We start from the raw sequence: 22,098 nt of genomic DNA on the forward strand, positions 1-22,098 counted from the left end.
ATAGAGGAATTGTAAACGGCCGTGTGTTCTCCACAGGAAAATCTCCCCGTGATCGTCATGCCTGACATCGTCGTCCGCACCCGGCGGCGGCACGCCATGTCCACAACAGCAGGCCATCAAGGCGGGGCCCGGAATAGCGATGTCTTCCGCTATCTCTTCGGCGAGGTCGCCGAGATCTTCGCCGCACTCTGCTGGCAGCGGGCATCGATCTCCTGCACGACGTCCTAGGCGTCGGCAAGAGGCTCGGGGAGTCGATAGCCGAGGTTGATCAGTCGGCGCCGCCCGCTCATGATCGCACCGGGGCGCGGATCGCTCCGATCGTCGCCGGGCTCGGCTCTGATGTCTCCCCCGCTCGCTGGAGAACGTCCTCGCCCAAGCGGTGTACGGGGTGCCCAGCGCCGTCAACCGGCCCATTCCTGCCGGTCCGTTAGCGGGCGAACACTGCAAGGAGCTGGACGATCCCACCCTCTCCACACGATCGCCTCCTGCGTGCTGCGCACGCATCGCGAATTCCCGAGCACACCCCTGTCCAAGAACCGCCGGCATGAGGCGCGCGGTGAGACATACCGGCAGCATGGCAGACGATCACTGGGGGTCTCGCCAGTTCGTCCACAGAGGGCCGATCTCCCCGTCGGTGAGGGTGACGCGGGCGCCGGGTCGGTGGTGGCCACAGGTGCATGACGTCAACTTGAGGCGAGTCCTTCGACCCGGGGAGGGGGATCTTGGTCCCTCGGTTGGTCTACGGAAGTTGCTGCGGCACGCCTCCCACCGCAAGGCTCCTCCGCGAGCAACTCGGCTCGTCAGGAGGAAAAACATGCGCAAGCCCAGCATCTTCGCCGTGCCCGTTCTGGCCGTTGCCGCTGCCCTCGGGAGCGCCGGCACGGCTCTGGCCGACGCTTACGCCGACGGGAGCACGTCGAACTCGCCCGGCATCGGCAGTGGCAACCTGGTGCAGGCCCCGGTACACGTCCCCGTCAGTGCCTGTGGCAACACGGTCAACGTCGTCGGCGCCCTCAACCACGCCACCGACAACATCTGCACGAACAACTGAGCCCCGGCTGACCCGACCTGCACGCCGATGGCCACCTGGACCGGGAGAAGTCGCGGCGATCCCCGGCGAGCGGCCGGCACCAGCTTCGGCAGCGGCGATTACCGAGCGGGTACGGAAGAACTCCGGCACCGACCCAAAGCCAACGTCAGTGCCGGATCGCCCGCAGTCCGAGGTAGCCCACCGGGCGGCGCCGGCCTGCGCCCCCCAGACGCGTGCTCGTCCCTCCTGCTGCGTGACGGTGAAGTAGTCGTGTTTGCTGCGGGCCATGACTTCGATTGGCAAGATTTTCGAATTTGTAGCCACGTCTGGGCGTGACCTGCGTAAAGACCGAGAGGTGGGTACCCGGGGACCGGTCTGTCGGTGCGACCCTTCAGCAGGCCCCGCCGGACCCACCCCCGGCTTGGGACCGCAGGCCGGGGGCGACGAGCCGAGCGAGACCGCCGCCTCCCGCCTCTCGGCGTGGAGTAGAGACAGTCGTGGCTGTGGGTCATCTCCGTTGAACTGTGGTTGCTGATCGAGCCGTTGTTTCCGGATCCGGGCCCCAAGCAGGTGGCGGGCCGGCCTCGGGTGCCGGACCGGCTGCACATGGTGCTGCTGAAGGAGCGGTCCGGCCGCCCGTAGGGCCCAAATGCGGGCCCGCCCGGTCGACCCGCACGGCCGGGCAGCAAACACCACGTCCGGTGTCGCTGACCGGCGGGAACCGCAACGACATCACCCAGCTTCTGCCCCTGCTCGACAAGGTTCCAGCGGTGGCGACGTCGTCGGACGACCCCGGCGACGGCCCGACACGGCACCGACCTGGGCGCCTTCCGATGGATCGTCGAACGCACCATCTCCGAGTCGACCGCGCTCAGCCGGGTGTGATGCGGCCGCGCCAGGCTCCGGACTCATCCCCCTGCTGCTCGATGTAGTCCTTGAAGCGCCGCATGTCTCCCTTGACCCGCCGGTCGATCGTCCCCAGCATGTCCGCGACCTTCTCCGCGACGCCGCTCGGTTCGACATCCATCACCAGTTCCACCCGGGTGTGGGTGTCGTCCACGCGCTGGAAGCGGACCGTGCCCTTCTGCTGGATGTCGCCGCTGGTGGTGCGCCAGGTAATCCGCTCGTCAGGGAGCTGGTCGACGATCTCGGTGTCGAACTCCCGCCGTGTCCCGCCGATCTTGGTGGTCCAGTGGTTGTGGCGGTCGTCGAGCTGTGTGATCTCCTCGACGCCCTCCATGAAGTTCGGGAACTCCTCGAACTGGGTCCACTGGTTGTAGGCGGTGTGGACCGGAACCTCGACTTCCACTGTTTCCTTGACGGTGCTCATAGCGGACCTCCTTTCACGCTGCGGCGAGTACCCGGAAGGGACGCCACCTACCGGAGCGTCGGGCGCAAAACTGCCTTCGGTCCGGCATCCGGCCCTTTGATCGATCGGAGGGTCCCGTTGCATCACCGAGCGGCCGTGGTGCCGGCATGCCGGCCCCGCTCCGACGAGGTTGTCGGGTGTGGCAAATTCGGTCGACAGGCGGGCCGCGAACCACTGTGATGGCTCCGACTGCCCGTCGCACGCAGCGGGCCGGCCATGGGAGCTGCTCTTGGCAACCGCGAGAACTGCGGACACTCGCCCGCAGATCAAGGGGGCACTGGTCAGGCGTCTGGTCGACACTCAGTTCCCACAGTGGGCGGGGCTGCCCCTGAGGCTGCTCAACCCCGCCGGCTCCGACCATGTGATCTACCGGCTGGGCGAGGAGCTGTCCGTCCGGCTGCCCCGCCATGCCGGAGCCATCGGGCAGGCCCGGAAGGAGTTCCAGTGGCTGCCCAGGCTCGCCCCGCACCTCCCCCTGGCCATCCCGGTACCGGTGGGGGTGGGCGCCCCCGCCTTCGGTTATCCGTGGCCGTGGGCGGTGTCCCGCTGGCTGGACGGGGAGGTGGCGACCGTCGAGGCACTGGCCGACTCCTCCAGGGCCGCCGTTGAACTGGCTCGGTTCCTGGCCGCCCTACAGCGGTTCGCACCCGAGGACATCCCCGGCGAGACCATCCGGGACGACCTCACCGGCAAGCCGTTGTCCGACCGGGAACACGCGACGCGGGTCGCCATCGCCAAGGTCGACAGCGTGTTCGACACAGCAGCGATGACCGAACTGTGGGACGCGGCGCTGAGCGCCCCCGGATGGGACCGCTCGCCGGTGTGGTTCCACGGCGACTTCCACACCGGCAATCTGCTGACCGTCGACGGCCACCTCAGCGCCGCCATCGACTTCGGTGGGCTCGGCACCGGTGACCCGGCCTGTGACCTGATGATCGCGTTCACCCTGATGTCGGCCGACAGCCGAGCCGTCTTCCGCGACGCCCTCGGCGTGGACGACGCCACCTGGATGCGGGGGCGTGGCTGGGCCCTGGCCACCGGCCTGAACGCCTACACCTCCTACGCCGCCGTCAGCCCCCGGGTCGCCGCGCAGACCACCCGACAGATCACCCAAGCCCTCATCGGCTGACAACGGCAGCACTGACCGTAGCTGCCGGTGACTGATCAGCCGGCCGGCGAGCTTGAGGAAAGCTTCGCGGATCTCGGCTCGCCGCTCCCAGCGGCTCCGCAGGCAGCGGAAGCCGTGCAGCCACGCGAGTCGGCTCCGCTCTGCTCCAGTTCGCCGGTCGGCCGAGCCCGCCAGGATGCGCCCATGCCGCACGATGTTGCGACCGCCGTCGGAGGTGTCGTCGTCGGCCAGGTGACCGTCCGGAACGGCCCAGTGCTTCACCTGGTGGCGTCAGCGGTGACCGGAGGCCGGCCCGGGTCACCACAGGTGGCGAAGTCGGCCCGCGCTCGAAGCGTTCCACTCACCGCACTCCATGCCGTTTCTCCTGTCGTGTGTCGCCCATTGGGTGGTGTCCCCCATGCTGGTCCCAGCCGGCCACGAGGCAGCATCGCCACGCCCCGGGCAGGGCCGGCCGACCCCTCCCGCCGTGGGAACACGCCCCGATAGGCCGGGGCTATCGGCCGCATTCGGCAATCGCGCGTTGTGACGGCCCTCTTCGTCGGAGAGCCTGGCCGGGTCCGGCAGCAGTGCCGACGTCGTCCAGCGAAGGGGAGGGCATGGCTCAGTCACAGCACCTTCGGCTCAACTTCATCGACGGACAGTGGGTCCCGGCCGAGTCGGGACAGACCAGGGAGAACATCAATCCGGCCGACTTCACCGACTCCGTCGGCGAGTTCGCCGAATCGGGCGGCGTCGACGTGGACCGGGCGGTCGACGCGGCGCTGGCCGCGTTGCCCGGCTGGCGCGGGCTCGGTCCGATCGAGCGGGCGGCGTACCTCTCGCGGGCGGGAGCGCTGCTCGCCGAACGCGCCGAGGAGTTCGCCGCCGTCATCACACGGGAGCAGGGCAAGCTGCTCACCGAGGCGCGCGGCGAGGTGGCCAGGGCGCGGGCCGTTCTCGACTTCACGGCCGGCCAGGCGCGGCTGCTCGGCGGGGTGACAGCGCCCGCGGAGGACGAGCGGACCTTCGCGTACACCTTCCGCCGCCCGATCGGTGTGGTGGGTCTCGTCTCTCCGTGGAACTTCCCTCTCGCCATTCCGATGTGGAAGGTGGCACCGGCGCTGCTGTCGGGGTGCACGGCGGTGCTGAAGCCGTCGCCGCTCACCCCGCTCACGGCCGCGCTGCTGGTGGAGGTGTTCCAGCGGGCCGGGGTGCCCGACGGGGTGCTCAACCTGGTGCAGGGCGATGTCGCGGCCGGTGAGGCGCTCGTCGCCAACCCGGGCGTCGCGGGCATCAGTTTCACCGGTTCCCTCGCGGTGGGCACCGCGATCCACACCGGCGGCGCGCACCGGCTCCTGCGGACGCAGCTGGAGCTGGGCGGCAAGAACGCGGTCGTGGTGTGCGACGACGCCGACCTGGACCGTGCCGTGGACGCGGTGGTGCACGGCGCGTTCGGGCAGGCCGGGCAGCGGTGCAGTGCGACGAGCCGCGCGGTGGTGGACGTACGGGTGCGGGAGGAGTTCCTGGAGCGGCTGGTGCCGCGGGTGGCCGCCCTGCGGGTGGGGCCGGGTGACGACCCCGCCTCGCAGGTGTGCCCGGTGGTCAACACGGTGCGCAGGGACGCCGCGCTCGAGGCGGTCGCCGGGGCCCAGCGCGACGGCGGCAAGGTGCTGTGCGGCGGCGGCCCGGAGGAGCGGGAGGGGCTGCCGCGGGGGTGTTACGTGCAGCCGACGGTGATCCGGGACGTGCCGTGGGACAGCGAGCTCGCCCAGGAGGAGGTGTTCGGGCCGGTGCTGGCCGTCGTCGACGCGGACGGGTTCGACGACGCGATGCGCATCGCGAACTCGGTGAGATACGGGATGAGCGGGACGGTGTTCACGGCTTCCCAGTCGCGGGCGTTCGAAGCGGTGGAGCGGTTCGAGGCGGGGATGCTGCACGTGAACCGTCCCGGCGTCGGCGCGTACGCGCATCTGCCGCACACCGGGGCGAAGGCGTCCCAGTACGGGCCGCCGGAGTGCTCGCCGGAGGTGTGGGAGTTCTACACCGCATGGCATTCGGCCTGTATCGGTTACTGACGGCGCACGGCGAAGGGCCCCGGCAGGACCTTCCTGCCGGGGCCCTTCCACGCGTTCACGCGCCGACGACCTCCTCTGCCAGTCCGAAGGAGAGCGTCATGCCGGCCCCGCCGACGCCGTTGACGACGGTGACGGACGGCTCCGGGGAGACGACGAGTTCGGTGCGTCCGTCCCGCAGGGAGGGGTAGTAGCCCGTCCAGCGTTCGGTGATGCGGGCGTCGGGGAGGGTGGCGAAGGTGGCCAGGTAGGCGAGGACGGCCTCGTTGATCTCCTCGTTCTCGAAGGGGTCGTGGGTCGTGCCGTAGGCGTGGCTGTCGCCGATCGTCAGCCGTCCGTCCGCGGTCTGGGAGAGCAGCACGTGGATGCCGTGCTCGCGGTGGAACGGCAGCTCGGCCGCCATCCGTTCGGCGAGCGGCGCGCGGGCGCCGAGGCCGTCGAAGGCCGCGTAGTGGAGCAGGGTGAGCCCTCCGCAGAGCATCGGACCGAGCTGTCGGCCGCCGGGCTGGACGCCGGTGCGCATCATCTGGAGCTTGCAGCGCACGAGGCCGCTCTCGGCGAAGACGTCGGGGTAGAGGGTCGCGAAGTCGTTCCCGCTGCACACGATGACCCGCCCGGCCCGCCACTCCCCCGCCGTCGTGGAGACGGTGGGCGGGTCGACCGAGCGCACGGTGGTGCCGAAGCGGATGTCGACCCCGTACTCGGCGACGAGGTGCTCGGCGACGGCGGGGATCGCCCGCCGGGGGTCGACGTTGACCTCGGTCGGGCTCCACATCGCGGCCAGCAGGCCGTCCGGCCGGGCGACGGCGCTGCGCCGTGTTGCCTCCTGGGCCGTGAGCAGGGTGACGCCGCGTTCGCGGGCCGCCGGCGTCGTGGCGAGGAACTCCTCGAGGACGGCGACCTCGTCGGGGTGGTGGGCGAGGTGGAGAGAGCCGGTCTGTTCGGCCCACAGACCGGTCTTGGCGGCGATCTCCAGCCAGATCTCCCGGCTGCGCAGCGCGCGTTCGTAGACGGCGCCCCGTTCCTGGCCGATGGCCCAGATCATCCCGAAGTTGCGGATGGACGCGCCGACGGCGAAGTCGTCGCGCTCGAAGACGACCACGCGCTCGCCGCGGCGGGCGGCGGCAAGGGCGTGCGCGAGTCCGACGATGCCTGCGCCGACGACGACGGTGTCGGCCTGGTTGACGGTCATGAGGTCTCGGTTCCTCTCTCGGTACGTCTGGTACGGCGCGGGGTGACGCGGGTTCGTGCGAAGGGAGTTCACACGCCTGCCGTGCGCGGCAGCCGGTTCCAGTGCGGCAGCATCAGCAGCCCGGCCAGCAGCGCGGCGCCGGCGAAGCCGGTGAACAGCGCGCCCCCGGACAGGAAGCCGGGCAGCAGCCCGCCGAGGATGGCGCCGACGGAGCCGCAGCCGTTGACCAGCCCGGCAGCGGTGCCCGCGCCCTTGTCGGTGCCGAAGTCCACGGCGGCGACGCAGGAGATCATCGAGTCGGCGGCGTAGACGGTCAGCCCGATCACGGCGAGGACACCGATCATGACCGGGATGCTGCCGGTCGCGGTGAGCGGCATGAACAGCGCGAGGGTCACGGTCAGCAGGGCGAGCGCCAGGACGCAGGGTGGTACGCGGCGCGAGGCGAACAGCCGGTCGGAGACCCAGCCGACGGCGATCGGGGCGAGCACACCGGCCACCCCGAAGGCGATCGGGATGAGGACGGCGCCGACCTTGTCGATGTCGGGCAGCCGCCGGCTGACGAGTACGGGTCCCCACAGCAGGATCGCGTAACGGGCGGGCTTGAGCAGGAAGTAGGCGGCGCCGAGGGTGAGCACCATGCGGTCGCGCAGCGTCTCGCGGTAGAGCGCGAGCCCGCCGCGCCGCCCCGGCTCCGGGCCCGGCTCCTCGCCGGGTACGTGCTCCTCGGCGACGCCCGCGTCCCGCGGCGAGTTCTTCTGGAGCGCCGCGAACACCACCAGTACGACGCCGAGGGTCGCGGCGCCCGCGAGGAACGCGACGTGCCAGTTGTCGAAGAGGGAGTACGCGACCCAGCCCAGGAACGGGGGTGCGGCGAGGGCCCCGAACGCGTAGTTGGTACTCCACAGCCCGAGGACCCGGCCACGCTGCCGTACCGGGAAGAAGCTGCCCATGTTCTTGCACAGCGGTGCCCAGCCGGCCGACTGGGCGAGGCCCTGGACGACCATCGCGCCCCCGAAGACGAGCAGCGCGCTGCTGAGGCCCATCACGAGGGCCGCGGCGATGGCGCCGATCATGCCTCCGATGACCACGACCCGGGGGCCGAAGCGGTCGGCCCACATGCCCCACAGGAACTGCCCGGCCGCGTAGGCGGCGAGGTAGACGGCGTCGATGACGCCGAGGGCGCGTTCGGTGAGGACCGTGTCGACGGCCGGGTCGTCGAGGATGCCGAGCTTGGCTACGGAGAAGGCCTGGCGTACGAAGTAGAACCCGGCGTAGGCGAGCCAGGTGACGGCGAAGATCCGGCGGCGCCAGCGGAGGACGTCCGCCTCCGTCGTGCCGGTCAGGGGTCTGCGGTGCGGATGCGGTGGTGCGAGGTCGGCCATAGCTGTGTCCTGTCCCTCGTGGTGAGGCGGATTGGCTGGCGTGGGGGGCGGCAGCAGGCATGGCGCGGCCCCGGCGCGCCTCGGCGGCGCGCCGGGGCCGGGTCGTGTGCGGGTCGGAATCGGTTCAGGCGGTGAGCGGCTCCCCCGCCGCGATGGCGGTGCCGACCCAGTACGCGTCGAAGTTGCGCAGCCGGTGCCCGTCGGGCAGTCCGGCAACGGGGGCGTTCACCAGGAACGGCACCTTCTGTTCGGTCAGTCCGCCGTGCGAGCGCAGCGGCTCGGTGAAGCCGGAGATGTCGTGGCGTGCCGGCGTGGTCCCGAGCACGGTGTTGCGTTCCGCGATGACGACGAGGTCGCCGATGCGGTCGGCGGGCAGTTCGAAGCGTGCGCACGCCTCTTCGCGGGTGAGGACCACCTCCACGCCCTCCAGGGCGGCGAGGTGGGCGGAGAGGGAGCCGGTGTCGGCGCCGTCGGGCAGGTGGACCGTGGCGTACGAGCCGAGCGCGCCGTGGTGGACGGTGTACGGGTCGGTGATGGGCAGGACGACGCGGGCGGTTCCCGGCGTCAGACGTGCGTCGAGGACGTCCTGAAGGTGGACGACTTGGGCGGTTCCCTCGCCGTCGGCCTTGGCGTTCATGCCGTGGTCGGCGGTGACGACGAGGACCGCGCCGAGGGCGTCGATGCGCTCGAAGTACTGGTCGAGCATGGCGTAGAAGTCGTTGGCGACGGGCGATCCGGGTGCGTGCTTGTGCTGGATGTAGTCGGTGAGCGAGAGGTACACGAGGTCGGGGCGTTCCTTGTCGAGGATGTCGACCCCGGCGGCCATGACCAGTTCGCTGAGCTCGGCGCTGTAGACGGACGGCAGGTCCATGCCGGTCCGGGCGAGGATCTTGCCGATGCCGTTGTCCTCCTCGGTGGCCTGGTCGGCCTTCTCGGCGGAGAAGCAGATCCCGTCGACGAGGCCGCTGCCGAGGAGGCGGCGCAGTTTGTCCTTGGCGGTGACGACGGCGACCTTGGCGCCCTGCTGCGAGAAGGCGGCGAACAGCGTGGGGGCGCGCAGCAGTTCGGGGTCGTTCATCATGACCTCGGTGCCGCTGACGGTGTCGTAGAAGTAGTTGCCGCAGATGCCGTGGACGGACGGCGGGACGCCGGTGGCGATGGACAGGTTGTTGGGGTTGGTGAAGGACGGCATCGTGCAGTCCGCGCGCAAGTCGCTGCCGGTGCGCAGCATGCGCTCCAGGAAGGGCATGCGGCCGTCCGCGACGGCCCGCTCGTGGTAGGCGTCCTCGCTGCCGTCGATGCAGACCACGACGACGGGCCGGCGGGGCCGGTGGTAGCGGCGCCCGTTCACTGTCAGCGGTTCGGTCATGTGCGGATCCACCCCTGAGGTCGAAGGAGCCGGGACGGCGGCCTCGTTCGCCGTCCCGTGCTTCCATGGGTAGCACCGGGCCGACGAGGGACAGAACCACCGGATTCGCTATGAGCGCCATAGCCGCCTCGACGCGTCCGTGGTCGACCAGGGCAGGGACCGTCGGTGGCAGCTGCCGGGGGTGGCTTTCACCAGGGCAGAACACCGGCCGGTGCAATCACCGTGTCCCGCACCCTCCCCACCAGGGCGTCCCGGGGCTAGAGTCGGCGGCTCGGTGATCGCCGGCGGCGTGGGGAGGAACGTGGAACTCAACCTCCACCGTTTGTGGATCTTCATGCAGGTCGTGGAGCACCAGGGCTTCTCGGCGGCGGCCCACCGGCTCTACATGAGTCAGCCGTCGGTCTCCAACCAGGTGCGCCGGCTGGAGCAGTCCCTGAAGGTCACCCTGATCGACCGTTCGGGCTCCCGGGCGCGGCCGACGGCCGAGGGCGAGGTGCTGGCGGAGTACGGCAAGCGGGTGTTCCTGCTGGCGGAGGAGGCCGTGGCGGCGGTGCAGCAGGTGAGCGGGCTGGCGTCGGGGCGGCTGCTGGTCGGCGGTTCGACGACGGTCGGCACGTATCTGCTGCCGCCGCTGCTGGCGCGCTTCCAGGAGCGGTATCCGGGCATCGAGTGCGACGTCTTCGTCGGCAACAACGAGGCCGTGCTGGAGCGTCTGCTGGCCGGGGACATCGGTGTCGCCGTGGTCGCGGGTGCTCCGACGGCGTCCCAGCTGGTGCCGGAGACGGTGCTCGGTGAGCGTCTGGTGCTCATCGCGGCGCCGGGCCATCCGCTGGCGGTGCGGGACGAGGTGTGCCCGCGGGATCTCGCAGGCTGCCGCTTCCTGTTGCGCGAGCCGGGGTCCCAGACGCGTGAGCTCCAGGAACAGGTTCTCGCGGACTGGGAGCTGACCGATGTCTCGCGGGGTGATGTCTGGGGGCCCGAGGCGGTCAAGCAGTGCGTCGTGGCGGGTCTCGGGCTCGCCCTCATCTCCGAGCACGCCGTGGTGGACGACGTACGGGCCGGGACGCTCGCGGTACTGCCGGTCAGTCCGGTGCCGCGCTCCCGGCCCGTCAACCTGGTCCGCCGCAGGGATCGCCTGCTGTCGCCGGCGGAGCGCGCGTTCATCGAACTGCTGCGCTCCGTCGGCGAGTGGCCGCGTGAGCTGCCGGCGGTGGGTGCGCCCTGATGGGCCCGCCGGAGGCTCTTGCAACGGCTGACACGACGAGGCGGATCGGTTGGCTCCCGCGCCGGCATCGGCCTGGACCGGCCGGTCAGCATGCGCGAGGCGCCAGCCTGCTCGGCAGCCGAGCCGGAAAGCCGATCAAGGTATGGGCAGGCCCGTCCTCATCTGCTGGCGGTTGCTTGCTCCCCCGGTGTCTGGGCTATGACTCCGGGGCCGTCTCGGCGAGCACCTCGATGACGCTCGCGAAGCTGTCCGAGCCGTGGCCGGCGGCCTTGGCCCGTTCCATGGTGGACTTCAGGAGTGCGGGCAGCGCGGTGTCCAGGCCGCGGGCCGCGGCGGCGTGGATGAGGTGGTCGATGGTCGCGATCTGTACGTCCACGGTGGCGTCGTCGCCCGGATAGCGGGCGGCGTCCACCTGCTCGGCGTACCGGGTGAGGAAGCTGTTCACCGTGCTCAGCCAGCGGATCGCGACGGGCGTGAACGCCGTGGCAGTGACCTTCTCGGCGCCGACGAGCGCGGCGCCGTGCAGCCAGCCGGTCATGGTGGACCACATGAGGCCCAGCAGGGCAGCGTCGTAGAGGGACGCCAGGCCGGGGTCGGCGGCGAGGTACAGGGGGTCGCCCAGGGCCGCCAGGGTGGCGCGGTGGGCGTCGAACACCTCGCGTGGGCCGCTGTACAGGAACATGACCTCGGGGTTCCCGACGCCCGGCGGGGTCGTCATGATCGCGCCGTCGAGGTAGTCGGCGCCGTGCGAGCGGAACCACGCCAGCGCCTCGTGCGCCTGTTCCGGGCTGCCGGAGGTGAGGTTGACGACCGCGCGGCCGGAAAGGGAGTCGGTTCCTCCGTCGAGGAGGGCGTACAGCGTGTCGTAGTCGAGGACGCAGGGGATGACGAGCGGGCTCGCCGCGATCGCCTCCGCCGGTGTTGCGGCCAGGCGTGCGCCCCGGTCGGTCAACGGCGCGGCCTTCTGCGGCGTTCGGTTCCACACGGTCACCGGATGGCCCCGGTCCAGCAGGGCGGCGGCCAGTGCGGAGCCCATGTTCCCCAGCCCGAGGACGGTCACCGGCTGTGGGGCAGACGTCATGTCGGTTCTCCCTTGAGCGGTTGATCACCTGCGCACGAGATTCGCAGCGGAGGCCTGATCCGACCAGTGGCACTGGTGACGACTCTCACTAAAATCCTGCCACTTGGCGGTCCTACGATGGCGGACATGAGCGCCGGATCCGTCGCCCTGGTGGTGACTGAGGACATCGAGGTCCCGTCCTGGGACCTGTACGAGCTGAGCATCCCCGCCACGGTCTTCGGCAAGCCGCAGCCCGATCTCGCCGACCCGTGGTACGACCTGCGGCTGTGCGGCACGGGGGACCGGTCGTCGCACTCGCCCGGCCCGGCGGGCGCCGCGCCGGGCTTCGGGCTGCGCACCCCGTACGGGCTGGAGGACCTGGTCGGCGCCGACACGGTCATCGTGCCGTCGGTGCCGGACCCCTGTGTCGAAGAGGGCGTTCCGCTTCCGCCGCGGCTGATCGAGGCGTTGCGCCGGGCGCACGAGTCGGGCGCCCGGATGGTGTCCCTATGCACCGGCGCGTTCGCGCTGGCCGAGGCAGGACTGCTCGACGGCCGCCGCGCCACCGCGCACTGGATGCACACCGTCCAGCTGGCCGAGCGTTACCCGAAGGTGCGGGTGGATGACTCGGTGCTCTACGTGGACGACGGCGATGTGCTCACCAGCGCCGGCATGACCGCCGGGCTCGACCTGTGCCTGCACCTGGTCCGCCGCGACCTCGGTGCGCACGTCGCCAACCAGTTGGCCCGCCGCATGGTCGTGCCCGCCCACCGGCCCGGAGGCCAGGCGCAGTTCATCGACCTGTCGGTGCCCGGCACCGACGACGAAGGGCTGGCGCCCGTGCTGGAGTGGGCGCAGGCGCGCCTCGACCAGCCGTTGACGATCGAGGACCTGGCCCGGCGGGCCGCCATGAGCCCGCGCACCTTCTACCGGCGGCTGCGGCAGGCCACCGGGACGACACCCCTGCGGTGGCTGCTCAACCAACGGCTCGGCAGGGCCCAGAGCCTGCTGGAGTCGACGGACCTGCCGGTGGAACGGATCGCGCAACTGAGCGGACTCGGCACGGCGAACAACCTCCGTCACCACTTCCTCAAGCACATCGGCGTCGCCCCGACCGACTACCGCCGCGCCTTCCCTCAGCAGCCGCAGGCGGGTCTGCCTCAGTGACTGGCGGGCCTGTTGGGAACCGGTGCACGCGGTGAGCGTGCTCCGGCTCGCGGGGCATACGGCTGCCAGGGTGAGCGGTCCGCCCGCCCCTGAGTCCGTTTTCGGTCGCCGGAGGGAATCGTGGGGGAGCCGGCGTTCGGCGTGCAGTGACCGGGAAGGGGCCGAAGGACTGCGTGTCTTCCCGGCGGTTGAAGGTCCCAGAAGCGCAGTGCGGCATATGTCACCGGCTGTGGTGAGTCGCGAGCCGTCCGTGTTGACCGGACAGTACAAGTGAGCGTTTGGTTCTCCGAAGTCTTTTCATTTCGCTCAGCCTTCAAGCCGGTTGGAGGAAGCCTGAACCCTCTGGACGACCTCGGCGCACTGACCGACGACATCTGCCGTGCACCTGAACGCCGGCTACGACTCCGGCAAGAGCCGCACCACGCTCGGCGCACGCGACCTCCAGGGCCGGATCGCGTACAAAGGCGAGACGGCCTTCGTCCAGGCAACCCGGCGTTGGCACGTGGAAGCACCCACGTCTGGCAGAACGCCTTCGACCGGCCGGCCCACTGCTGCGAACGCCGGATCGAGGTCATCAACGCTTCTTCGACCCCGCGGATGCCGCGGTCCCGCAAATGGTGGGTGGGACGCGCAACCAGGTGCCGAGCGGATACCCGCGAGACTCCGACGTGGCAGCTGTGGCAGGCTGCGGCCATGCCAGAGCTGCGCGTTCATGCAGGCCGCCACTACGCCATCCAGTTCCACTACGCCTTGCCGGACGACGCCTGGTGTGTGGAGCTGAGCGAGGCCGTCCCGGCGCCGGCTTCGTGGGCTGATATTCCCAACGCAGCGACACACCTGCCTGGAGCTGCCTTCGTGGTGGCGGTGATACCCGACGAGGACCCGCGCCTGGAGCCGGCCGTCCACATCCGCAGCCACGACGAGCACGTCATCCCCTACGAGATCATGCACTGGTTCATGGACCAGGTGGCCGAGCAGGTTGAACGCTGCCGGCTCGCGTTCGTGCAGGGAGCCTCCGAAGCAGTGGAATGATCACACCAGCCCCACGTACCACCAGCCTTCAGCCGGTGAACGCGTCAGTGATCACGGTGTACGCGTACCAGAGAGCGCCGGCGAGGGTAGCAAGCCCCACGAGCGCCAAGACGGTCGTCATGCAGCGCATCGCGAGGGACTCGCGGACCACTGCCCGGGAGGGATTGCCCGGGTCGTAAATGACCTCGATCCGCTGTCCGTGACTGGTGGTGGTGTGAAAGTGACTCTCGCCGCTTGTGTCCGAATAGCGGTACGCCCTCATCCGGTCGGTGTTGTGCGAGAACTGCGCGATCACAGCGATGCCGTGCTTCCGAAGCCACCATGTCCGGCGCAGGCTCCGACTAGGCAGGTAGGCCGTCAGCCAGCCGATGAGGATGCCGATGAATGCGGGCACCAGCATCGCCGAGTAGCGTGCTCCCCCGGCTACACCCACGGCCATCATCACAGCGCCGGTTGCCAGGAGCAGGACGATCAGGGCTGCGCCTCCCGCAGTCATCCGTCGTTCCTGAACCGCAAGCGAGCGGACGGTGACGAGCGTGGAGCCGTCGGCACGCGGCTCGCCCTGCGCCCGCGTCGGCAGCAAGCGGTTCACCGCGTCAGCGAACGCGGCGACCGCGACCACACTCTCGTCCTCGGCGCAGTGGACGTGCGGCGCCGTGCCATCCGGCACGGTCAGTTCGATCGCGGCGCGCCGCCCGTCCACCACGACCCGTTCGATCGCCGTAAGCGGTATGGCCAACTCCTCGCCCGCCCGCTCCAGCAACACCCCGTCATGAACCAGCCGCGCCACCACGCCTCCGCCCCGCAAAACGAGCTGAGGCGCCGTCATCTCGAACCCCCGCGGGCGTTCCCCACGACGTAGCCACCCATCACCCTGCCCCCGTCTCATCGATCAGGGTGATCCTAGATCAGCCGCCCGCCCAATGACCACGACCCGATGCGGACCCTAGTCGCAGTGCCTTCGAATGCCTCCCGTTTCACCGAGGCGTTCGCCATTACCGGAGAGGTAATCGCCCTTCTGCCGGCAGTCGGGCATGTTGATGGCGCCCGAGCAGCAGCAGGCCGCGGCGGGCGCCAAGTGAAGGAGCGGGGCATGTCTACGGGTCGGCGTGGTCTGGTTGGGGCGGTGGTGGCGGTGGTGGCGGTGGTGGTCGCGGGAGTGGCGACCTCCGCGGCGGCGCTGCCGGACGGTGGGGAGGCCGCCCGTCTGGGCGACTGCCCTGAGGTACGCGCGAAGGTCGAGCGGTTGGAGGGCCGGATCACCCCGAATGCTTGTGCGTTCATGATGCGCCAGATCGCGTTCGGTGAGATGCCCACGGGTAACCCGCCCGCCATCGGTGATCCAAACCATCCTCGGGTGAAGGCCTACCTCGACATCTTCGACGAGGACGCCACCCTCTGGGAGGCGGGAGCCGACCCACAGCACGGCCATGACGTGATCGGCACCTCCATCACGGGCTCGCTGCGGTTGGCGCCGGACCTGCGCTACCGGGGCACGGACGTGGTGGCCGACGGCAGCGCGATGATGTTCGGCCAGTGGAACGAAGTCGCATTGAAGGGCCGTACGGTGGCCTACCCACAGGTCGCCCGCAATGTGCTCGGTGACGACGGCAAGACTCTCCAGGCGCGGCGTTACTACGACCGTTACGAGCTGTTTCGCGACACCGTCCCGGAGTTGGCCCCCAAGGGCCTGTTCGAGGGCATCGCGGACAGTGCCGGTGCGCCGACCGCCTCCGGTGGCGCGGCGCAGGAGCCCTTCCGAGCCAGGGAGATACCGACCCGCCTGGCGGCCTGGAACAGCGAGGACGTCGACGCCCTGCTCACCCGCATGGGAGGCGCTCGGCTGGCGGGCCCGGGACTGGCCGCACCACTCAAGACGGCAGCCGGCAAGCGGGCCTATCTCCAGCGGTTCTTCGACACGGCGGACGTCCGCCTCAAGGCCGGCCAGGCTGCTTTCGGCAGGACGACGACGTATGTGGAGTGGCACGGCACGGTCTCCGGCCCGAAAGGCAAGGACATCCCATTCGGGATCGTGGAGCGCTTCGGCCCCGGCGGCGAGTGGGAGCTGTACTTCGACACACTCCCGCTGGTCGCGGACCCCGCGGAGATCAGTGTGCTCTTCCAGAGGCTGGCCCAGCCTTGAGTATGGAGCGGTCCCGGCCATCCGCCCGTCGCGGATGGCCGGGACCGATGCCGCCTCCACTCGGCAACGGGTGAGCCGGCTGTGCGAACGCCTGCAGGCTCAGCTCATCACTGGCCTCTGTGAGTCGGAAGAGCAGGCTGCCCCTCCCGGATGCGGCCTGCTTACAGGCCGAGATCGCTCAGCCCCGGGTGGTCATCGGGTCGCCGTCCGAGCGGCCAGTGGTACTTGCGTTCGGACTCCTCGATCGGCAGATCGTTGATGCACGCGTACCGTAGGCGCATCAGGCCGTGGTCGTCGAACTCCCAGTTTTCGTTGCCATAGGAGCGGAACCAGTTACCGGAGTCGTCGTGGCACTCGTAAGCGAAGCGGACCGCGATGCGGTTACCCTCGAATGCCCACAGCTCCTTGATCAGCCGGTAGTCCAGTTCACGGTTCCACTTCCGGGTCAGGAAGGCGACGATCTCGTCGCGGCCGTTGGCAAACTCGGCTCGGTTGCGCCAGCGTGAGTCCTCGCTGTAGGCGAGGGATACCTTTTCTGGGTTTCGGGTGTTCCACCCGTCCTCGGCCTGGCGGACCTTCTCGATGGCCGTCTCCCGCGTGAACGGCGGAAGCGGAGGGCGCTGGGTCATGTGATCTCTCCTTCGGAGCGGGCGCGGCGTCGGTCGCGCTGGGTGTCGGCCTCGGGGCGGTCGGCGGTGCCTTTTTTGCGGCGTCCTCGCCGTCGGGGGAATGAGGTTCCGTCATGGCTTGGGATGCTGGTGTGCTGGGCCGCCATGGGCCTGGCGGTGACCATGCTCGGTGCGGCGGTGGTCCATGGGCGGCGCCGGGAGTTCCCGATGATCGGTGCCAATCTGGTACTGATCGTGCTCTGCGTGGCTGTCGGCTGGGGCCGGTTCGGCCACCACACCTTCTGATCTCCCTGAGCGGCCGCGGCACACGCGCATCTCCTCCCTGCGAGCCAGGCGGGACGCCGTGTGCGGCAGCCTCACAGGTCGAGCGTGATTTCCTGCTCCTGCTCCGGCTTCGAGCAGCAGATCAGGGCGGTACTGGACGGGGGCTCCTCGACGGGATCGGGCGAATAGGAGACGTGGCCGTCGATCAACGCCGTCTCGCAGGTGCGGCACACTCCGGTGCGGCAGGACCAACGCACCGGCACGTCGCAGGCTTCGGCGAGTTCGAGCAGGCTGCCGTAGCGGTCGCTCCAGGCAGCGGCCAGCCCGCTGCGTGCGAATCGCACGGCGGGACCCGTGCCCGGAGGCCCCGGGGGCGGGTGCGGTGCACGGCGTTCGGACGGGACAAGGCCAGGGGTGAGGGCAGGGCCGGATCCGAAGATCTCTGTATGGATGTTCTGAGGTACCACGCCCTGCCGCAGCAAGCCATCGGTGACCTCGCTCAGAAAGCCGGACGGGCCGCACAGGTAGGCGTCGGTGTCGGCGGGCAGTCCGAGACCTGCGACAGCATCGGCCGTCAGGCGGCCGGAAGCGGTGTAATGACTCCCGAGAACGTCCCCGGATTCCGGGCGGCTGTAGAAGATGCGGCTGTGACTGTGCCGGAGCTGAGCGAGTAGTTCTCCCGCCTCTCGGGCGAAAACGTGCAGACGGTGGTTGCGGGCGCCGTGAAGCCACCAGACAGGGCGGGGCGATCCGGCGTCGGCAAGTGCACGGAGCATGGCGAGCAGCGGTGTTGCCCCCACTCCTGCGGAGGCGAGGACGACGGTCCCGGCCCCGGGCTGCAGAGTGAAGACTCCGCGGGGGGCGGCCGCCTCGATGCTGTCGCCGACCTGGACATCGGTGTGCAGCCACGTGCTGGCCAGTCCGCGGTCCTCCCGCTTGACGCTGATGCGGTAGCAGTCTGCGCCGGGTTGCCCGGACAGCGAGTAGGAACGCACCACCGGTTGTGCGCCGATGCCAGGAGTGATGCGCACAGTGAGGTACTGGCCCGGAGGCGCAGTGGGCAGTGCCGCATCGTCCTGGCCGGCCAGCCACAGGGAGCGGATACTCGGAGTCTCCTCGTCGATGCGGTCCACCCTCAGCGGCCGGAAGCCTTCCCAGGCGGGCCGCGGAGCTGCGGCCTGGTTCAGGCCCGCGTTCCCCTCCCGTGCCCCGTTGCCGGACTCGGCCTGGTCCAGCAGGGCATTGAAGGAGTGCTGCCAGCCCGGGCTGAGAGCCGGGATGCGCAGGGCCTGCTCCAGGCGCTCCGGGGGATGCGGGGGGCGGTAGAGCAGGGCGTCGACCTCCGCGACGGTCATCCGCTCCGGACCGTCAGAGATCTTGACGATGTCCTGGCCGGCCTGCACCTCACCCTCGGTGAGCACCCGCAGGTAGAAACCCGGCCGCCCATGGCTCACGAGCAACGCGGGCATGCGGGGCTCGCCCAGGCGGATCCCTACGCGGTAGCAGGTCACCCGCGGCTGGGTGACCTCGAAGACCGCGGTCCCGATCCGGTAGCGGTCTCCGATGCACACCTCGTCGTCAGCCAGCCCGTCGACGGTGAAGTTCTCTCCGAAGTGTCCGTGAGCGAGGTCGTCACGGTCCAGGAACTCCTGCCAGTAGCGGTAGGAGGCGAGCTGGTAGACCAGGACGGCGCGCATCTCACCGCCGTGGCCGGCGAGATCTCCCTGACCGTCGCCGTCGACGTTGAGCCGCCGTACCGTTCGGGGACCGGTCACCGGCGTTTTCCAGACTCCCGTGCGCACCGTCTGGCCGCGCCAGTTGACGTCCTTGGGCAGGCCCACATTGACCGACAGCAGTTTTGCCATGGTTCACCACCTTCAGGGGCAGACACGCTCTCGGCCCGTGGCCGGTGCGGTCCCGGACCGGCCAGGCGCGTGTGTCAGTTCCCGAACGCCGTCCGCAGGGTGCGGACGGCCTGCTCGATCGCAGCGTTGAGCACCTTGCCGGCTCCCTCCGGACCCAGCTCGTAGAGGAACGGGGGATTCGACGTAGCGTCCGCGATCTCCTGTGCAGCGGGTTCGAGAATCGGCTTGCTCATGATGTTCATCCCTGTTTCCGGCCGGAATGCCATGTGCTCGCTGTGATGCGCCCGCAACCTGGAGGCGGCCCGTACAACCGGCGGGCGCCGCTCAACCCAACGCCGGCCGGCTACTCCGAGCGCAGGAAGGCGCACGGCCAGCGTTTGCCGGTGCGCGCACCACCTGGTGCCGGTGCACGCACTGTGGCCCCTCTTGCAATGACCGCACCAGGCCGACGCGTCGCGCTGCTCCAGGCCGTCCGCCACGCGACCAGTGCCAGCCACCCAAAGCATGCGCCAGTAGACAAATGGTGGATCGTTTCGGTTCTACGGTCTGTTCACCGACGGGTCGGTGCACGTACGTCGTCGGTCCTTGGCCCCCGAGTGGCCGCCCACCCGGCGGCGAAACCCGTCTGGCGCGGCCGTAGCGGTGCCGACCTGCAATGGCGACGACTGGCCGGCCACCACTCGCTGCGGGATGAAGTGGACGCCGCGACCGGTGCGGTCGTCGTCGCCGGAAATGCCCACCAGGGGTCCTTTCCAGGGCGGCCCGACCGGACAGGTGCAGGGTGTGCTCGAACATCAGGGCTACCTGCAGAAACACCCGGAGGGATACTTGAATTGATCAGGTCCGCCGGGCATGCCGTCGGCTGTCGTCCGGTGCGACTCAGCCCAGGTAGAACTGCTTGCGGGCGGCCACGAACGATTCGACCGATCGGGCAGGTACGCCCGTGACGCTCTGTACGTCGCCCGTCGCGCGGTCGTAGCGATTCTCACGGTGCAGTCGGGCCATGGTGGCGATGTGCTCCTCGGTGTGCGGCGGCAGGCCCACGCCGGCGAGGACTTCGGTCCGCCACTGCTCCAGCGGAACGTCGACATAGGACACCGGGGCGCCCAACGCCCGTGAGAACTCCTCGGCCATCTCCGTCATGTCCACCGAGCGCGGGCCCGTGAGCTCGTAGACCTGTCCGATGTGCCGTGCCGGGTCGCGCAGCACGGTGGCGACCACTCGGGCGACGTCCTCCACGGCGACCGGCGACGTGCGCCCGGTGCCGAACGGCAGCGCGATCGTGCCGCTCTCCCGGATCGAGCGTGCCGCCAGCACGGTGAACAGGGGGTTGTCCAGGAAGGACGTCGGCCTGATGTGCACCACCGGCAGGCCCGACCAGTTCATTACCTGCTCCGCCAGCCAGTGCAGGCGCTGCTGATGCGACTCCGCGGTACTCGTAGCGGTCATCTGCGACACCGTCATCTGAGACATGCTCACCAGGGCGTTTAGCTCTCCCTGCTCGCGCGCGACCGCGGTCACCACGGTCGCGGCCAGCAGATGGTCCGGCGACACGGGCATGGCGAAGTACATCCTGTCGACACTCTCCAGCGCGGCCGCGACGCTCTCGGGCCGGGTCAGATCGCCGAGGACCACCTCCGCGCCCAGTCCGCGCAGCTCGGCCGCACGATCGTCGTCGCGGCGGACCATCGCGCGCACAGGCACACCCCGTGCGCGCAGTTGCTCCAGGACCGCGCGGCCCACACCACCGGCGTTGCCCAGGAGAACGAGGTTGCCCGCACTCATCGATCGCATCCTTAGCCGAGTGGGAGCGTGATCACGTGCACGCCCACGCCGAGGAGTTCCTGCCATCAGCCTAGAAGGACCAGCAGCCCATAGCATCACATAGGAGGGCAAAACTGGTCACGGCCAGCGCACCGCCTACCGGACACCGGAGTCACCATGTCCTACGACAATCTGGTCATCGTTCTCGCGGTAGGCGCCGGCGTCCCGTTCCTCCTGGCCTTGGTGCCCCGAGTCCCCCTCCCGGGCCCGGTCCTCGAGATCGTGGCCGGCGTGATCATCGGTCCGGCGGTGCTCAATCTGGTGCAGCCGGACGCCACCGTCCAGGCGTTGTCGATCATCGGCCTGAGCTTCCTGCTGTTCCTTGCCGGGCTCGAGATCGATTTCCAGCAACTGCACGGCCCACGGGCGCGGCTCGTCGCCCTCGGCCTGGCGGGCACGATCGTGCTGGCCGGGATCGTCGGCTGGGTACTGGGCCTCGCCGGGCTGGTCGAGAGCCCACTGCTGATCGGCACCGCGCTGGTGGCGACGTCCTTGGGACTTCTGGTCCCGATCCTGAAGGACGCCGACGCAATCGACCGGCCGGTCGGCCAACTGACCATCGGTGGGGCCTCTGCCGGTGAGATCAGCGCTGTGCTGCTGTTGTCGTTGTTCTTCTCCGAACACGCTTCGGGCCCGGGATCCAGGCTGCTTCTGCTGCTCGGCCTGGCTTGCCTGACGGCGCTCATCGCGGCGACCTCGATACGTGCGGGGCGCTCGATGTGGCTGTCCCGGGCCGTAGTGAATCTGGCGGACACCAGCGCCCAAGTCCGAATTCGCCTGACCATGCTTCTGATCGTCGGCCTGTCCGCGGTCGCCATGCATCTAGGTTTCGAGGCGATTCTGGGTGCCTTCATCGCCGGCGCCGTACTGCGGCTGGTCGACCCCGACGCCGAACGGACCCATCCGCAGTTCCACGTGAAACTGGAGGGCCTGGGATATGGATTCCTCGTTCCGGTCTTCTTCGTGACCAGCGGAATCCAGTTCGACCTCGGCGCACTGTTCGCGGACGCCGCGACGGTGCTGCGGGTACCGATGTTCCTTGCCGGGCTGCTCCTCGTTCGTGGACTGCCGGCATTGGCCTACCGCAACGCGGGTCTCTCACGGGCCGAGATCGTGGCCAGTGGACTCCTGCAGGCCACTTCCCTCCCCGTGATCGTGGCGGCGACGACGATCGGCTTGAAGCTGAACGCGATCCAACCGGCCAACGCGGCCGCATTGGTGGCGGCGGGCCTCTTGTCCGTGATCGTGTTCCCCTTGCTTGCGCTGCCCTTGCTGAACCGCACACGGACATCCGCGAAATCGACGGCGGAGGGCAAGCCGGACTGATTCTCAGAACAACACCGCCTGATTCGGGCTCGAGATGCTGT

At 69.7% G+C, this 22,098-nt stretch carries 20 protein-coding genes and 3 pseudogenes; 12 read left to right on the forward strand and 11 right to left on the reverse strand.

Going from position 1 to position 22,098, the window contains the following annotated elements:
• Positions 1-48: 48 nt before the first annotated feature.
• From IE260_RS38645 to IE260_RS43290, 3 genes and pseudogenes are all read left to right on the forward strand, one after another.
• On the forward strand, positions 49-228 hold the full coding sequence (locus IE260_RS38645; protein WP_189880582.1) for a hypothetical protein: 180 nt from the start codon (positions 49-51) through the stop codon (positions 226-228).
• Positions 229-814: 586 nt separating this feature from the next.
• On the forward strand, positions 815-1,051 hold the full coding sequence (locus IE260_RS38650; protein ID WP_189880583.1) for a chaplin: 237 nt from the start codon (positions 815-817) through the stop codon (positions 1,049-1,051).
• Between the two features lie 621 nt (positions 1,052-1,672).
• A pseudogene (locus tag IE260_RS43290) lies at positions 1,673-1,882 on the forward strand (hypothetical protein); the annotation flags it as partial.
• A gap of 19 nt (positions 1,883-1,901) precedes the next feature.
• Here the strand turns inward: IE260_RS43290 and IE260_RS38660 are convergent.
• Entirely contained in the window at positions 1,902-2,360 is a 459-nt protein-coding gene (locus tag IE260_RS38660) for an SRPBCC family protein (protein ID WP_189880585.1), read from the reverse strand.
• A 268-nt stretch (positions 2,361-2,628) separates the two neighbouring features.
• Between IE260_RS38660 and IE260_RS38665 the strand changes: the two genes are divergently transcribed.
• Positions 2,629-3,528 (forward strand): aminoglycoside phosphotransferase family protein, encoded by a 900-nt coding sequence (locus tag IE260_RS38665; protein ID WP_189880586.1) that lies wholly within the window; start codon positions 2,629-2,631, stop codon positions 3,526-3,528.
• 9 nt (positions 3,529-3,537) lie between these two features.
• On the opposite strand, the pseudogene IE260_RS38670 reads toward IE260_RS38665, so the two are convergent.
• A pseudogene (locus tag IE260_RS38670) lies at positions 3,538-3,669 on the reverse strand (IS5/IS1182 family transposase); the annotation flags it as partial.
• A 455-nt stretch (positions 3,670-4,124) separates the two neighbouring features.
• On the opposite strand from IE260_RS38670, the gene IE260_RS38675 reads away from it, so the two are divergent.
• Positions 4,125-5,582 (forward strand): aldehyde dehydrogenase family protein, encoded by a 1,458-nt coding sequence (locus IE260_RS38675; protein WP_189880587.1) that lies wholly within the window; start codon positions 4,125-4,127, stop codon positions 5,580-5,582.
• A gap of 55 nt (positions 5,583-5,637) precedes the next feature.
• Here IE260_RS38675 and IE260_RS38680 read toward each other — a convergent pair whose 3' ends face one another.
• From IE260_RS38680 to phnA, 3 genes are all read right to left on the reverse strand, one after another.
• Positions 5,638-6,771: a TIGR03364 family FAD-dependent oxidoreductase gene (locus IE260_RS38680; RefSeq protein ID WP_189880588.1), complete on the reverse strand. Its 1,134-nt coding sequence runs from the start codon at positions 6,769-6,771 to the stop codon at positions 5,638-5,640.
• A gap of 68 nt (positions 6,772-6,839) precedes the next feature.
• Positions 6,840-8,153: an MFS transporter gene (locus IE260_RS38685; protein WP_189880589.1), complete on the reverse strand. Its 1,314-nt coding sequence runs from the start codon at positions 8,151-8,153 to the stop codon at positions 6,840-6,842.
• A 124-nt stretch (positions 8,154-8,277) separates the two neighbouring features.
• Complete coding sequence (phnA, locus tag IE260_RS38690; protein WP_189880590.1) at positions 8,278-9,522, reverse strand: phosphonoacetate hydrolase; 1,245 nt, start codon at positions 9,520-9,522, stop codon at positions 8,278-8,280.
• 301 nt (positions 9,523-9,823) lie between these two features.
• Between phnA and IE260_RS38695 the strand changes: the two genes are divergently transcribed.
• Complete coding sequence (locus tag IE260_RS38695; RefSeq protein ID WP_189880592.1) at positions 9,824-10,747, forward strand: LysR family transcriptional regulator; 924 nt, start codon at positions 9,824-9,826, stop codon at positions 10,745-10,747.
• 196 nt (positions 10,748-10,943) lie between these two features.
• On the opposite strand, the gene IE260_RS38700 is transcribed toward IE260_RS38695, so the two are convergent.
• On the reverse strand, positions 10,944-11,828 hold the full coding sequence (locus IE260_RS38700) for an NAD(P)-dependent oxidoreductase (protein WP_189880594.1): 885 nt from the start codon (positions 11,826-11,828) through the stop codon (positions 10,944-10,946).
• Positions 11,829-11,975: 147 nt separating this feature from the next.
• On the opposite strand from IE260_RS38700, the gene IE260_RS38705 reads away from it, so the two are divergent.
• From IE260_RS38705 to IE260_RS38710, 3 genes and pseudogenes are all read left to right on the forward strand, one after another.
• Positions 11,976-12,974 (forward strand): GlxA family transcriptional regulator, encoded by a 999-nt coding sequence (locus tag IE260_RS38705; RefSeq protein WP_417847141.1) that lies wholly within the window; start codon positions 11,976-11,978, stop codon positions 12,972-12,974.
• 330 nt (positions 12,975-13,304) lie between these two features.
• Positions 13,305-13,582 (forward strand): annotated as a pseudogene (locus IE260_RS42305) (IS5/IS1182 family transposase); the annotation flags it as partial.
• Between the two features lie 85 nt (positions 13,583-13,667).
• On the forward strand, positions 13,668-14,006 hold the full coding sequence (locus tag IE260_RS38710) for a hypothetical protein (RefSeq protein ID WP_189880598.1): 339 nt from the start codon (positions 13,668-13,670) through the stop codon (positions 14,004-14,006).
• A gap of 28 nt (positions 14,007-14,034) precedes the next feature.
• On the opposite strand, the gene IE260_RS38715 is transcribed toward IE260_RS38710, so the two are convergent.
• Entirely contained in the window at positions 14,035-14,799 is a 765-nt protein-coding gene (locus IE260_RS38715) for a DUF3592 domain-containing protein (protein ID WP_189880600.1), read from the reverse strand.
• Positions 14,800-15,099: 300 nt separating this feature from the next.
• Between IE260_RS38715 and IE260_RS38720 the strand changes: the two genes are divergently transcribed.
• Entirely contained in the window at positions 15,100-16,149 is a 1,050-nt protein-coding gene (locus IE260_RS38720) for a hypothetical protein (protein WP_189880601.1), read from the forward strand.
• 161 nt (positions 16,150-16,310) lie between these two features.
• Here the strand turns inward: IE260_RS38720 and IE260_RS38725 are convergent, their stop codons facing one another.
• A complete protein-coding gene (locus IE260_RS38725; protein WP_189880602.1) occupies positions 16,311-16,778 on the reverse strand; it encodes a nuclear transport factor 2 family protein in 468 nt (155 codons plus the stop codon).
• Between the two features lie 66 nt (positions 16,779-16,844).
• On the opposite strand from IE260_RS38725, the gene IE260_RS38730 reads away from it, so the two are divergent.
• Positions 16,845-17,063 carry a DoxX family protein gene (locus IE260_RS38730; RefSeq protein ID WP_373303466.1) on the forward strand — a complete coding sequence of 73 codons (219 nt, stop codon included), beginning with the start codon at positions 16,845-16,847 and terminating at the stop codon, positions 17,061-17,063.
• 71 nt (positions 17,064-17,134) lie between these two features.
• Here the strand turns inward: IE260_RS38730 and IE260_RS38735 are convergent, their stop codons facing one another.
• The 3 genes from IE260_RS38735 to IE260_RS38745 all read right to left on the reverse strand — a co-directional run bounded on the left by IE260_RS38735 (position 17,135) and on the right by IE260_RS38745 (position 20,692).
• A complete protein-coding gene (locus IE260_RS38735; protein ID WP_189880606.1) occupies positions 17,135-18,907 on the reverse strand; it encodes an MOSC and FAD-binding oxidoreductase domain-containing protein in 1,773 nt (590 codons plus the stop codon).
• 74 nt (positions 18,908-18,981) lie between these two features.
• Positions 18,982-19,140 (reverse strand): hypothetical protein, encoded by a 159-nt coding sequence (locus tag IE260_RS38740; RefSeq protein WP_373303464.1) that lies wholly within the window; start codon positions 19,138-19,140, stop codon positions 18,982-18,984.
• Positions 19,141-19,786: 646 nt separating this feature from the next.
• Entirely contained in the window at positions 19,787-20,692 is a 906-nt protein-coding gene (locus IE260_RS38745; RefSeq protein WP_189880608.1) for an NmrA family NAD(P)-binding protein, read from the reverse strand.
• Positions 20,693-20,848: 156 nt separating this feature from the next.
• Here IE260_RS38745 and IE260_RS38750 point away from each other — a divergent pair, with 156 nt between their 5' ends.
• Entirely contained in the window at positions 20,849-22,057 is a 1,209-nt protein-coding gene (locus IE260_RS38750) for a cation:proton antiporter (protein WP_189880609.1), read from the forward strand.
• The last annotated feature ends 41 nt before the right edge of the window (positions 22,058-22,098 follow it).

This window comes from Streptomyces viridiviolaceus, from assembly GCF_014650995.1.
Classification (GTDB): domain Bacteria; phylum Actinomycetota; class Actinomycetes; order Streptomycetales; family Streptomycetaceae; genus Streptomyces; species Streptomyces viridiviolaceus.

Excerpts from the sequence above, each read along its gene's own strand:
- IE260_RS38650 (WP_189880583.1), top strand. The coding sequence starts at position 815 with ATGCGCAAGCCCAGCATCTTCGCCGTGCCCGTTCTGGCCGTTGCCGCT.
- IE260_RS38735 (WP_189880606.1), bottom strand. The coding sequence starts at position 18,907 with ATGGCAAAACTGCTGTCGGTCAATGTGGGCCTGCCCAAGGACGTCAAC.
- IE260_RS38720 (WP_189880601.1), top strand. The coding sequence starts at position 15,100 with ATGTCTACGGGTCGGCGTGGTCTGGTTGGGGCGGTGGTGGCGGTGGTG.
- IE260_RS38745 (WP_189880608.1), bottom strand. The coding sequence starts at position 20,692 with ATGAGTGCGGGCAACCTCGTTCTCCTGGGCAACGCCGGTGGTGTGGGC.
- IE260_RS38660 (WP_189880585.1), bottom strand. The coding sequence starts at position 2,360 with ATGAGCACCGTCAAGGAAACAGTGGAAGTCGAGGTTCCGGTCCACACC.
- phnA (WP_189880590.1), bottom strand. The coding sequence starts at position 9,522 with ATGACCGAACCGCTGACAGTGAACGGGCGCCGCTACCACCGGCCCCGC.
- IE260_RS38700 (WP_189880594.1), bottom strand. The coding sequence starts at position 11,828 with ATGACGTCTGCCCCACAGCCGGTGACCGTCCTCGGGCTGGGGAACATG.
- IE260_RS38725 (WP_189880602.1), bottom strand. The coding sequence starts at position 16,778 with ATGACCCAGCGCCCTCCGCTTCCGCCGTTCACGCGGGAGACGGCCATC.
- IE260_RS38675 (WP_189880587.1), top strand. The coding sequence starts at position 4,125 with ATGGCTCAGTCACAGCACCTTCGGCTCAACTTCATCGACGGACAGTGG.
- IE260_RS38710 (WP_189880598.1), top strand. The coding sequence starts at position 13,668 with ATGCCAGAGCTGCGCGTTCATGCAGGCCGCCACTACGCCATCCAGTTC.
- IE260_RS38680 (WP_189880588.1), bottom strand. The coding sequence starts at position 6,771 with ATGACCGTCAACCAGGCCGACACCGTCGTCGTCGGCGCAGGCATCGTC.
- IE260_RS38750 (WP_189880609.1), top strand. The coding sequence starts at position 20,849 with ATGTCCTACGACAATCTGGTCATCGTTCTCGCGGTAGGCGCCGGCGTC.
- IE260_RS38740 (WP_373303464.1), bottom strand. The coding sequence starts at position 19,140 with ATGAGCAAGCCGATTCTCGAACCCGCTGCACAGGAGATCGCGGACGCT.
- IE260_RS38685 (WP_189880589.1), bottom strand. The coding sequence starts at position 8,153 with ATGGCCGACCTCGCACCACCGCATCCGCACCGCAGACCCCTGACCGGC.